Below are 12,314 nucleotides of genomic sequence, written 5' to 3' on the forward strand. Positions count from 1 at the left end.
CAGATGTTCGCTTCCCTGGCCCGGTTCACCTCCGGTCGCAGCAGACTCGTTCTGTATCTCTCAGGTGTCCTCTTCCTCGTCGCGGGTGCGCTGGGCGGCGGAGTCATCTCCAAGCTGTCCTCCGGCGGCTTCGTCGACAGCTCCACCGAGTCGGCCAAGACCGCCGAGGTCATGGACGAACGTTTCCACGCCGGCGCCCCCAACCTCACCCTGCTGATCACCGACAAGCGCGGCGTGGACGCCCCCGAGGTGGCCAAGGCCGGCCAGGACATCACGGCCCGCCTCGGCAAGGAGCCGCACGTCGAGCAGGCCGTCTCCTACTGGTCCCTGGGCAAGGCCGAGTCGCTGCGCGGCAAGGACGGCGACAGCGCCCTGGTGATGGCGCGCATCCTGGGCAACGAGGACGAGGTCCAGGACCGGTTCGACAAGTTCGCCTCCCGGTACGAGGGCAAGGTCGACGGCGTCGAGGTCGAGATCGGCGGCACCGTCCTCGCCAACAAGGAGATCTTCGACATCACGGAGAAGGATCTCGTCAAGATCGAGATGATCACCTTCCCGATCCTGCTCGTCGTGATGCTCTTCGTCTTCCGCAGCCTGGTGGCGGCCACCGTGCCGCTCATGGTCGGTGGTCTGACGATCGTCTCCGTGCTGCTGACGATGCGTATCCTCACGCTGTTCACCGACGTCTCCGTGATGGCCACCAACGTCGCCACCGGCCTCGGGCTCGGCCTCGCCATCGACTACAGCCTCATCCTCATCAAACGCTACCGGGAGGAACTCGGGCGCGGCGTGGACACCGACGGGGCCATCTCCATCGCGCTGCGCACCGCGGGCCGCACCGTCGTCTTCTCCGCCGTCACCGTGGCGCTGGCCATGGGCGCGCTGCTCGTCTTCCCGTTCTACTTCCTGCGCTCCTTCGCCTACGCCGGCATCCCCACCGCGCTGCTCGCCGCGCTGGTGTCGGTGACCTTCCTGCCCGCGCTGCTGAAGGCGCTCGGCCCGCGTATCGACAAGGGCCGCATCCTGGGCAAGAAGAAGCCCACCACGCCCAGGCCGGAAGAGGGCTTCTGGCACCGTACGGCGATCACCGTCATGCGCTTCCCGGTGCCGATCGCCGCGGTCGTCATCGGACTGCTGCTCTTCCTCGGGGCGCCGTTCCTGGACCTGAAGATGAGCCTGGCCGACGAGCGGGTGCTGCCGACCAGCACCCAGTCGCGTCAGGTGGGCGAGACGCTCCGGAAGGACTTCAACGCCCAGGAGACGCAGGCCCTCAACGTCGTCCTGAACGATACGCCGGGCAAGGGCGAGCGCGGCAACGTCGCCGGCTACGCCGAGCGGCTGTCCACGCTGCACAACGTGGCCCGCGTCGACACCGAGATCGGCACCTTCGCCGGCGGCCAGCGCGTCGCCCCGCCGACCCCGGCCGCCGACCGGTTCGGCGTCACCGACAGCACGTACCTGTCGGTGGTGCCCAAGAGCCAGTCGCTGTCCGAGAAGGGTCGCCAGCTCGTCCAGGACATCCGCGCCGTCGACGCCCCGTACGACGTGCAGGTGGGCGGCCCGGCGGCGGAGCTGCACGACGCCATCGAGTCGATGAACGACAAGCTGCCGCTGGGCCTCGGCGTCATCGCGATCAGCTCGTTCATCGTGCTGTTCCTGTTCACCGGCAGCATCGTGCTGCCGCTCAAGGCGCTGGTGCTCAACTGCCTGAGCCTGAGCGCCACCCTCGGCGTGCTCGTCTGGGGCTTCCAGAACGGCCACCTGGAGGGGATCGTCGGCGACTTTGCGGTCACCGGGACCATCACCTGGACCGTGCCGATCCTGCTGTTCTGCGTCGCCTTCGGCCTGTCCATGGACTACGAGGTCTTCCTGCTCTCCCGGATCAAGGAGGAGCACGACCTCACCAAGGACAACACCCAGGCGGTGGCGCGCGGCCTGGAGCACACCGGGTCGACGGTCACCGCCGCCGCCGTGCTGATCGCGATCGTCTTCCTCGGCTTCATCATGAGCTCCATCAGCTACATGAAGGCCATCGGCGTCGGCCTCTCGCTCGCGGTCCTCATGGACGCCACGCTGGTACGTGGCGCCCTGGTGCCCGCGTTCATGCGGCTCGCCGGCCGCGCCAACTGGTGGGCACCGGGCCCGCTGCGGGCGCTGCACGCCAAGATCGGCCTGCGCGAGGGCGACGCGCAGCCCCTCCCGGCGCCGGTCAAGCCGGACGACTCGGGCGCGCCCGAGCGTGACCTGGAGCCCGCCAACCGCGACTAGCGCGCGGCCGGGCCCCGGGACGGGGGCGGGCGGGACCGAGCCGGTCTCGCCCGCCCCCGCTTTCTTGCCTCCCCGCCCCGCGCGCACTCGCCACGGCCCCCGCCGCCGACCCGCGCCCACCGCGCCCCGGCGGATACTCCGGCGGCCCGCCGGCCCGGCGCGCGTTCCCGCGCCCGGGGCGGCCCCACGCCGCGAGACGGTGGGACGCGGGCCGTCACAGGGGGTGCGCCGACCCGGCGTGCCGGGTCATCATGGGGCACGGTCGTGCCGGCGTGCCCGGCCGGCCGTCCGGCGCGCGCCGCGCCGGTCCGCGCGCGTCCCGGGCCGAGCGGGGGCCGGTGGGGTGTTCGGGTGCCGGCGGCGAACAACTGACGTCGGGGTTCGTGCGCGGCCCCTTCCGCCTGCGGTAGAACGGGTTAATGGTGAAGATCCTCATCTCCGCGGACATGGAGGGCGCCACCGGCGTGACCTGGCCCGCCGACGTCCTGCCCGGCACGCCCCAGTGGGAACGCTGCCGCGCGCTGTTCACCTCCGACGTGAACGCGGCCGTCCTCGGCTTCCTCGACGGCGGCGCCGACGAGGTGCTCATCAACGAGGCGCACTGGACGATGCGCAACCTGCTCCTGGAGCAACTGGACGAACGCGCCCTGCTCCTCACGGGCCGGCACAAGAGCCTCAGCATGGTGGAGGGCGTGCAACACGGCGACGTGGACGGCATCGCGTTCGTCGGCTACCACACCGGCGCCGGCAGCGAGGGCGTCCTGGCCCACACCTACCTGGCCAACTCCATCACCGGCGTATGGGTCAACGGTGTCCGAGCCAGCGAGGGCCGGCTCAACGCGCTGGTGGTCGCCGAGTACGGGGTGCCGGTCGTCCTGGTCACCGGCGACGACCTGACCTGCGAGGACGCCAAGGGGTACGCCCCGCGTGCGCGGATGGTCGCGGTCAAGGACCACGTGTCGCGGTACGCCGCGGTCTGCCGCCCCCCGGCCCGTACGGCGGCCGACATCCGGGCCGCGGCGCGCGAGGCGACCGCGCTGGCCGCGCGCGGCGAGCCGGAGCGGGCCGGGCCGCACGAGGTGGTGGTCGAGTTCGACGCCGAGCACCTGGCGGGCGCCGCGACGGTGGTGCCGGGCGTGGAGCGGCGCGGCGAGCGGCGGGTGGCGTACACCTCGCCGACGATGTACGAGGGCATCCGCTGCTTCAAGGCGGTGACCACCGTCGTATCGGCGGCGGTCGAGGAACAGTACGGCTGAGCGGGGGAGAGACATGACGCCGACGCGAGGCGGCAACGACACCACGGGCGGGCCCGCCCTCGACGGGCAGGCGCTCGACGAGGTGGTGCGCTTCACCTCGGACCTGATCCGGATCGACACCACCAACCGGGGCGGCGGCTCCTGTTGGGAGCGGCCGGCCGCGGAGTACGTGGCCGAGCGGCTGAGCGACGCGGGCGTGGAGGCGCACCTGCTCGAAGCGGCGCCCGGGCGCACCAACGTCGTGGCCCGTGTCGAGGGCCGGGACCGCGCCGCGCCCGGGCTGCTGGTCCACGGGCACCTGGACGTGGTGCCCGCCGAGGCGGCCGACTGGAGCGTGCACCCCTTCTCCGGCGAGATCCGCGACGGCGTGGTCTGGGGCCGAGGCGCCATCGACATGAAGAACATGGACGCGATGATGGTCGCCGTCGTCCGCGCCTGGCAGCGGCTCGGCCTGCGCCCGCGACGCGATGTCGTCTTCGCCTTCACCGCCGACGAGGAGGACAGCGCCGACGCCGGCTCCAGCTTCCTCGCCGACCGGCACGCGGACCTCTTCGCCGGCTGCACCGAGGGCGTCAGCGAGTCCGGCGCCTTCACCTACTACGGCACCACGCCGGGCGCCGAGCGGGTGCGCCGCCTCTACCCGGTCGCCGCCGGCGAGCGGGGCACCGCCTGGCTGCGGCTGACCGCGCGCGGCCGGGCCGGACACGGGTCGAAGATCAACCACGACAACGCGGTCAGCCGACTGGCCGCCGCCGTGGCCCGGATCGGGGAGCACCGCTGGCCGGTGCGGCTGACCCCGACGGTGCGCAGCGCGCTGACCGAACTGGCCCAGCTCTACGGCGTCAAGGCCGAGCTGGACGCCCCCGACTTCGACGTGGACGCCCTCCTCGCCGAACTCGGCAGCGCCGCCGACCTGATCGCCCCCACCGTGCGCAACAGCACCAACCCCACGATGCTCGACGCCGGCTACAAGGTGAACGTCATCCCCGGCAGCGCCACCGCCTACGTCGACGGGCGGGTGCTGCCCGGCTGCGAGGCGGAGTTCGAGGCCACCCTCGACGCGCTGACCGGACCCGGCGTCGACTGGGAGTACCACCACCGCGAGGTCCCGCTGTCGGCCCCGGTGGAGGCGCCCGCGTTCGCGGCCATGCGCGCGGCCGTCGAGCGCTTCGACCCGGACGGGCACGTCGTCCCGTACTGCATGGCGGGCGGCACCGACGCCAAGCAGTTCTCGCGCCTGGGCATCACCGGGTACGGCTTCTCACCGCTGAAGCTGCCCCCGGGCTTCGACTACGCGGCGCTCTTTCACGGCGTGGACGAGCGGGTGCCCGTCGAGGCCCTGCACTTCGGCGTCCGCGTCCTCGATCACTTTCTGCGGGAGGCATGAGAGATGGTGTCCACGGCCCCGTACGGAGCCTGGCGGTCCCCGATTGACGCGGCGCTCACCGCGGCGCACGACGGCAGCCCCGAGCATGTGGGGGTGGTCGGCGACGAGGTGTGGTGGACCGCCCCGCGCCCGGCGGAGGGCGGCCGGCGCACGCTGGTGCGCCGGCGCCCCGGCGGCGCCGAGGAACCGGTGCTGGCCCGGCCGTGGAACGTCCGCAGCCGGGTCATGGAGTACGGCGGCGCGCCCTGGGCCGCCGTCGCGCGCGCCACCGGCGGGCCGCTGCTGGTCTTCAGCCACTTCGACGACCAGCGGCTGTACGCGTACGAACCCGACGCCGCGACCACCGACGCCGCCGAGCCACGCCCCCTGACCCCGGTGTCCGCCGTCGGCGGCGGGCTGCGCTGGGTCGATCCGGTGCTGGTGCCCGAGCGGGACGAGGTGTGGTGCGTCCTGGAGGAGTTCACCGGCCCGGCCCCGAGCGACGTGCGCCGGGTGCTGGCGGCCGTGCCGTTGGACGGCTCGGCGGCGCGGGACCGGGGCGCCGTGCGCGAACTCACCGACGACGCGCACCGGTTCCTGACCGGCCCGCGCCGCTCGCCCGACGGGCGGCGGGTGGTGTGGATCGCCTGGGACCACCCGCGGATGCCGTGGGACGGCACCGAGTTGAAGATCGCCGACGTGGCCGCGGACGGCGCCCTCACCGGCGTACGCACCCTCGCCGGCGGCCCGCGCGAGTCCATCGTGCAGGCCGAGTGGGCCGCCGACGGCACGCTGATCGCGGCGAGCGACCGGACCGGCTGGTGGAACCTGCACCGGGTGGACCCGGACAGCGGGGCGGCGGTCAACCTGTGCCCGCGCGACGAGGAGTTCGCCGGGCCGCTGTGGAAGGTCGGCTTCCGCTGGTTCGCGCCGCTGCCCAGCGGGCTGATCGCGGTCATCCACGGCCGGGGCGTCACCACGCTCGGCATACTCGACCCGGGCCAGCGCGACGACCCGGCCCAGCAGCCCGGCGCGGCAGTCGACGGCGGCCCGGCCGGGGCGGGACCGGTGGACGTGGTCGGCCCGTGGAGCGAGTGGCAGCCGACGCTCGCGGTGGCCGGCACCCGGGTGGTGGGCGTGGCGGCGAGCCCGACCAGCGGGTACGAGGTGGTCGAGCTGGACACCCGTACCGGCCACGCCCGCGTCATCGGCGAGCCGCACACGGACGTCGTGGACCCGGCGTACTACCCCGAACCGGTGGCCCGCACCTTCCCCGGCCCCGACGGCCGGGAGGTCCACGCGCACCTCTACCCGCCGCGCAACCCCGACTACCAGGCGCCCGACGGCGAGTCGCCGCCGTACGTGGTGTGGGCGCACGGCGGGCCGACCAGCCGCTCCCCGCTGGTGCTCGGCTTGCCGATCGCCTACTTCACCTCGCGCGGCATCGGCGTCGTGGACGTCAACTACGGCGGCTCGACGGGGTACGGCAGGCGCTACCGCGAGCAGTTGCGCGGCCGGTGGGGCGTGGTGGACGTCGAGGACTGCGCCGCGGTGGCCGAGGCGCTGGCCGCCGAGGGCAGCGCTGACGGCGACCGGCTGGCCATCCGGGGCGGCAGCGCGGGCGGCTGGACCACCGCGGCGTCGCTGGCCGGCACCGACCGGTACGCGTGCGGCACCATCATGTTCCCCGTGCTCGACCTGACGAGTTGGGCGGCCGACGACACCCACGACTTCGAGGCCCAGTACCTGGAGAGCCTGATCGGCCCCCTTGCCGAGGTCCCGGACCGCTACCGCGAGCGCTCCCCACTCCACCAGGCCGACCGCCTGCGCGCCCCGTTCCTGCTGCTCCAGGGGCTCGACGACGCGATCTGCCCCCCGGTGCAGTGCGAGCGCTTCCTCGCGGCGATCGAGGGCCGCGACATCCCGCACGCCTACCTCACCTACCCGGGCGAGGGCCACGGCTTCCGGCGCGCGGAGACCATCGTCAGCGCGCTGGAGGCGGAACTGTCGCTCTACGGGCAGGTCTTCGGCTTCGAGCCGGCGGGGGTGCGGGCGGTGGCGTTGGCGCCGTAGGGCGCCTCTGGCCGGGCCTCGGCTGGAAGGCCGCGACGGGAGCCCGGGGTCGGCGGCGTGCGCGCCCCCGGCCCCGGGCTCTCGTCGGCCGCGGGTCCACGACCCACGCGCGTACGTCGGGGGCGGGGGAGCGGGGCGAACGGGCCACGGGAGCCGCCGACTTCACCCGATCGATTGCCGTTTCGTGGTTTCCGGGACCGGTCCCGGGCCTTGTGGCCAGGCTGCTCGTATGCCTGTACTAGACGGTGTGTCCGAAGGTGAGCTGAGACTGTCGGTGCGGGGTGCCGACAGTGATTCCCTCCTGCGTTCGCTGCGCGACTGGCTGAGCCGCGAGGACGCCCTGCGCGGCCGGGTGGCCCTGTGTCCCCGCCCCATCGCCGAAGGGGAGATGGGTGGCCTGGTGGAGGCCCTGGTCGTGAGCCTCGGTTCCGGCGGCGCCGGGGCCCTGATCGTGCAGTCCGTGTCCACCTGGCTCGGCCAGCGCCGCTCGGACGTGACGGTGACGATCAAGGCGAGCGACGGGCGTGAGGTGACGGTGGACGCCCGTGGCGTCCGCGATCCGCAGGCGATCATCAGTGAGGTCGAGCGACTGGCAGCCTCCGATGAGTGAGGCGGACGGGTCCGCGACGGGCGAGGTGCCACGGGCGGGCATCTGGTTCCCGAACGGCGCGACAAGCCGCGTCGTGCTGATCGGGGCGAGCACCTTCGCGTCGAAGGACCTGCCGGACATCCCCGCCGTCCGCAACAACCTGGAAGACCTGAAGGCCGCCTTCCTGCACCCCCGGCACGGGCTCTTCGCCGACACGCGGCCCGAGCACTGCACCGTACTCGGGCTCGACGAGAAGGAGGCGCTGGACCAGCGCGCGATCGGCGGCGCGCTCGGCAAGGCCCGGGCGGCGGCGGACGACCTGCTGCTGGTCTACTACACCGGGCACGGCCTGGTCGGTGACGACTCGAAGCTGCACCTGGCGCTGGAGCACACCGATCCGGACCAGACCGGCTTCACCGCGCTCCCACTCAGCGTGCTCCAGCGCGAACTGGCCGGCGCCCGGGCGGCGGCCCGCGTGCTGATCCTGGACTGCTGCTTCTCCGGCCGGGCGGTCGAGTCCATGGGGGCGAACCACCCGCTGGTGTCGGCGCCGCCTCCGACCAGGGGTGTGTACGTGCTCACGTCCACCAGCGCCAACAGCCTGTCCATGGCGCGGAAGGGCCACCGCAACAGCATCTTCACCGGCGCCCTGTTGCAGGCGCTGGCCCAGCCCGAGCCGCTGAGCCTCGGCGACGTGTACCAGTTCGTGCGCCACACCCAGCGGGTGCTCGAGGTCGCCGAGCCGCAGACCGGTGGCGTCGGCGACGCGCACCGGGTCGCCCTCGTACGCGGACCGGTGCCGGCCGGGCCGTCCCCCGTCCCGCAGCGCTGGTGGCGGCTCCCGCGCCGACGGTTGGCCTCGCGGTGGCTACGCGGTGGCGTGCTCGTCGCGCTGACGAGCGCGGGGGCGTTCGTCTACGCGACCCTGGACAACGGCACGGCGGAACCGAAATCGAAACCGCCGCCCAGCGCCACGCGGCCGACCCGTCCACCCGAAGCCCGGCAACCGCGCCCGGCAGAGCGTCCGACGGAGGGGAAGCCGTATGCCACGCGGAAGCTGACCGTGGTGTTGAACAAGACGAAACGCACGCCGGAGGGTGTGCTGGTCGGGGTGAACGGGTTGGTGGGCGACGTCTACCACAACGGCTCGAAGTCCGCCTTCGGCGGGGGACAGGGTCAGATCGGCGGCAGCTCAGCGGCGCGCTCCGACGACGGGAAGGGGGCCAACACCAGCGGACTCGTCTCGTTCTTCGTCGACACCTCCGCCCGCGGTTGCAGGGCGCACGGCGTGGCGATCGGGGAATCCACGGTCGTGCCCGGACCCTCGAAGGAATGGACGAAGGTGCTCGTCGTCGACGTGACGCCCAAGGTGCCGGGCACGGACGAGATGGGCGCCACGTTCGAGGTGACCCAGGGCCGCGGCCCGGCCCCCGAGGGCGACAAGACGTGCGCGTGACGGGCGTACGAGGTCGGGGGAGCGGGGCGCCTCAGGGCTGAGGCACAGCCACCGGCCCGTTCGCCGGCGGCTCGCCCGCGTCCGCCACCGTGACCGGTCCCGCCTTCGCCAGGGCGGCGTCGGCTGCCTCGGGCGCGTCGGCTGCGTCGGGCGCGTCGGCTGCCTCGGACGCGTCGGGCTCCCGGGCCTCCTCGGGCCCGGGCCCAGCCGCCACCCGCGCCCTCGGCACCACCACCGGCGAGCCGTCCACCGGGGCGGCCAGCACGTCGGCCGGGACCCCGTACAGCCGCTCCACCAGCGCGGCGTCGACCACCTCGCGGGGCGGGCCGCTGGCCACCACCTCGCCGTCGCGCATGGCCACGACGACGTCCGCGTAGCGGGCGGCGCTGGTCAGGTCGTGCAGGACCATGACGACGGTGCGGCCGGCGGTGGCCACCTCGCGGACCAGTTCGAGGACCTCCACCGCGTGGCCGAGGTCGAGCGCGCTGGTGGGCTCGTCGAGGAGGACCACCGGGGTCTCCTGGGCCAGCACCATCGCCAGCCAACAGCGCTGCCGCTGGCCGCCGGAGAGCTGGTCGAGCCGGCGTTCGGCGAGGTCGGCGACGCCGGTGGCGGTCAGCGCGGCGCGCACCGCGCGCTCGTCCTCGCGCGACCACTGGCGGAACAGGCCCTGGTGCGGGTGGCGCCCGTACCGTACGAGGCCGGCGACGGTGACCGCCTCCGGGGCCTGTGGGGACTGCGGGAGGAGCGAGACGCGGTGGGCGGCGTCGCGCTGGCGCAGTCGCCAGACGTCGTCGCCGCCGACGGTGACGGTGCCCGCGTGCGGCTGGTGCAGGCGGGCCATGGCGCGCAGCAGCGTGGACTTGCCGCAGCCGTTGGGGCCGACGATCGCGACGACCTGGCCGGGCGCGATGGTCAGGTCCACGCCGCGCACGGCGAGGTGGGCGGGTTCGGCCTTGCCCCGGGCGCCTGCCGGGTAGCCCGCCTTGAGCTGTTGGACGACGAGTTCCACGGTCATGCCTTTCGCGAGGGGGAGCCGCCGAACAGCACCCACAGCAGGAACGGTCCGCCGAGCACGCTGGTGATGACGCCGACGGGGATCTCCACGGGGGCCACCACCCGGCCCAGCGCGTCGCTCGCGGCCACCAGTGCCGCGCCCACCAGGGCCGATCCGATGACGGGGACCCGGGTCGGCCCGTACAGCTTGGTCGCGATGACCGGCGCGGCGAGTGCGACGAAGGCGATCGGGCCGCCGATGCCGACCGCGATGCCGGCGAGCGCGACGGCGAGGGCGAGCGTGAGGCCGCGCAGCAGCGGCACGTTGAGGCCGAGGGCCGCGGCCACGTCGTCGTCGAAGCGCAGGACGTCCAGCCGGCGCCCGGCGACCAGCGCGAGCGGGACCAGGACCAGCAGGCACAGGGCGAGCGGTTCGCCCACGCCGTAGTCGCGCCCGCTGAGGCTGCCGACGCTCCACAGGAAGACGCCGCCGGCGGTGTTGTCGTTCTGGCGCGACATCACCAGGTCGCTGATGGCGCCGATGATGGTGGAGACGCCGATGCCGACGACCAGGACCCGGTAGCCGCGGGTGCCGGCGCCGCCCGCGCACAGCACGACCAGGGCCGCCGCGCCCGCCGCGCCCAGCGGCCCGAGCCACCAGTCGCCGACCATGGCGGTGGAGCTGCCGACGACGGAGGCGACCACGGCGGCGGTGGCGCCCTCGTTGACGCCGATGATGTCGGGGGTGGCCAGCCGGTTGCCGGCCAGGGTCTGGGTGAGGCAGCCGGCGATGCCGAGGGCGGCGCCGACCAGCAGCCCCACCACGATGCGCGGCAGCCGGAACTCCTGTACGAGCATCACGGTCAGCCGGTCGCCGGTGCCCAGCAGCCCGCGCAGTGAGGTGCCCACGCCCATGCCGGTCGAACTGGCCAGCGTGGCCAGCGCGACGATGACGGCGATGACCGCGAGCAGGCCGAGCGAGACGAGCGCGGCCCGGTGCGGGAAGAGCCAGGACCAGGTGCCCGTGCGCAGCACGGTGCTGTCGGCCGGCGCGACGCGCGGCACGGCGTCGCCGCCCGCGGGGGCCGTCGCCGGCGGGGTCGGCGCGGGCGCGTCGGGCGCCGGTCGCGTGTCGGGGTCGCGGTGGGCGTCGGGCGCCGGGCGCGCCTCGGGGGGCGTCACGCGCCACCGCCGGGCGCGCCGAGGCCGAGCATGCGGTTGGTGCGGGCGATCCAGATCAGCAGCGGTCCGCCGATCAGCGCGAGTAGCACGCTCACGGGCGTCTCCCAGGGGCGGATGACGACGCGGGCCGCGATGTCGGCCGCGACCATGACGTTGGCGGCCACCAGCGCGGACAGCAGCAGTTGGGCCGCCAGCCGGGGGCCGGTGACCAGGCGCGCGGCGTACGGGGCGAGCAGGCCGAGGAAGGCGATCGGGCCGGCCAGCGCGACGGCGGCGCCGGCGAGGAGCGTGACCGCGCCGGCCACCACGAGACGGATGCGGCCCGGGTGGTGGCCGAGGGCCCGGGCGCTGTCGTCGCCGAGGGCCAGCGCGGACAGCGGGCGGCTCGCGCCCACGGCGATGACCAGGCCGACGACGATCAGCGGGGCGATCGACAGCGCGGTGCGCGTCTCCACGCCGGCCAACGAGCCGATGGTCCAGTAGCGGTAGACGTCGAAGGTGGACTGGGTGCCCAGGAGCACGTACGAGGTCATGCCGTGGAAGGTGGCGCCGAGCGCGGAGCCGGCGAGCACCAGGCGCAGCGGCGAGGTGGTGGCCCGTCCGGACGCGGCGAGCAGCAGGACGACGGCGCTCGCGGCCATGCCGCCGACCAGCGCCCACACGAGGATGCCGTAGGCCGACGTCACGTCGAAGTAGGTGAGCCCGATGACGACGCCGAGGGCGGCCCCGGAGTTGACGCCCAGCAGTCCGGTCTCGGCCAGCGGGTTGCGGGTGACGGCCTGGAGCAGGCAGCCCGCGGTGCCCAGCGCCGTGCCCACCAGGACGGCGGCGATGGTGCGCGGCAACCGCACGTCCACCACGGCCAGCCGCAGCGCGGCGTCCGCGCGGGCCGACGGGTCGCCGAGGAGGTAGTCCAGGGCGCGGCCCATCGGGGTCTTGCCCGAGCCGATGAGGAGGGACAGCAGACACAGGGCGAGCAACAACGCGACGAGTGCGGCGGCGGCCCACGCGGTGGGACGGTGCCTGGGCCGCACGGACTTGGTCAGCGTGGGCCTCGTCACGTCGATGGGAGGCCCGGCCTCTTGCGCAACGGACATGAGGTTAGCCTAACCTCGCTCTTGACCCGGG

Annotated in this window: 8 protein-coding genes and 1 pseudogene; 6 read left to right on the forward strand and 3 right to left on the reverse strand. The window is 74.0% G+C overall.

All coding sequences use genetic code 11. The features are described 5' to 3' along the window. The first annotated feature begins 3 nt into the window (after window positions 1–3). The 6 genes from H7H31_RS28685 to H7H31_RS28710 all read left to right on the forward strand — a co-directional run bounded on the left by H7H31_RS28685 (window position 4) and on the right by H7H31_RS28710 (window position 9,008). Window positions 4–2,268 carry an MMPL family transporter gene (locus H7H31_RS28685; protein WP_187061366.1) on the forward strand — a complete coding sequence of 755 codons (2,265 nt, stop codon included), beginning with the start codon at window positions 4–6 and terminating at the stop codon, window positions 2,266–2,268. 422 nt (window positions 2,269–2,690) lie between these two features. After that, a complete protein-coding gene (locus H7H31_RS28690) occupies window positions 2,691–3,524 on the forward strand; it encodes a M55 family metallopeptidase (protein ID WP_187061910.1) in 834 nt (277 codons plus the stop codon). A 13-nt stretch (window positions 3,525–3,537) separates the two neighbouring features. Beyond that, entirely contained in the window at window positions 3,538–4,911 is a 1,374-nt protein-coding gene (locus H7H31_RS28695) for a M20/M25/M40 family metallo-hydrolase (RefSeq protein ID WP_187061904.1), read from the forward strand. 3 nt (window positions 4,912–4,914) lie between these two features. Beyond that, on the forward strand, window positions 4,915–6,963 hold the full coding sequence (locus H7H31_RS28700) for a S9 family peptidase (RefSeq protein ID WP_187061905.1): 2,049 nt from the start codon (window positions 4,915–4,917) through the stop codon (window positions 6,961–6,963). A 229-nt stretch (window positions 6,964–7,192) separates the two neighbouring features. Next, on the forward strand, window positions 7,193–7,573 hold the full coding sequence (locus H7H31_RS28705; RefSeq protein WP_187118118.1) for an effector-associated constant component EACC1: 381 nt from the start codon (window positions 7,193–7,195) through the stop codon (window positions 7,571–7,573). Then, the gene (locus tag H7H31_RS28710) at window positions 7,566–9,008 is read left to right on the forward strand and encodes a caspase family protein (RefSeq protein ID WP_187061907.1); all 1,443 of its coding nucleotides are present in this window, start codon (window positions 7,566–7,568) and stop codon (window positions 9,006–9,008) included. The genes H7H31_RS28705 and H7H31_RS28710 overlap by 8 nt, the downstream gene beginning before the upstream one ends. Window positions 9,009–9,219: 211 nt before the next feature. On the opposite strand, the pseudogene H7H31_RS28715 reads toward H7H31_RS28710, so the two are convergent. From H7H31_RS28715 to H7H31_RS28725, 3 genes and pseudogenes are all read right to left on the reverse strand, one after another. After that, window positions 9,220–10,020: pseudogene (locus H7H31_RS28715) on the reverse strand (ABC transporter ATP-binding protein); the annotation flags it as partial. A gap of 2 nt (window positions 10,021–10,022) precedes the next feature. Next, window positions 10,023–11,186, reverse strand: a complete 1,164-nt coding sequence (locus H7H31_RS28720) for a FecCD family ABC transporter permease (protein ID WP_372456030.1) — start codon at window positions 11,184–11,186, stop codon at window positions 10,023–10,025. Beyond that, the gene (locus H7H31_RS28725; RefSeq protein WP_187061908.1) at window positions 11,183–12,283 is read right to left on the reverse strand and encodes a FecCD family ABC transporter permease; all 1,101 of its coding nucleotides are present in this window, start codon (window positions 12,281–12,283) and stop codon (window positions 11,183–11,185) included. Before H7H31_RS28725 ends, H7H31_RS28720 begins: the two co-directional genes overlap by 4 nt. Window positions 12,284–12,314: the final 31 nt, after the last annotated feature.

It is taken from the genome of Streptomyces buecherae, from assembly GCF_014295035.1.
GTDB classification, from domain to species: Bacteria; Actinomycetota; Actinomycetes; order Streptomycetales; family Streptomycetaceae; genus Streptomyces; species Streptomyces youssoufiensis.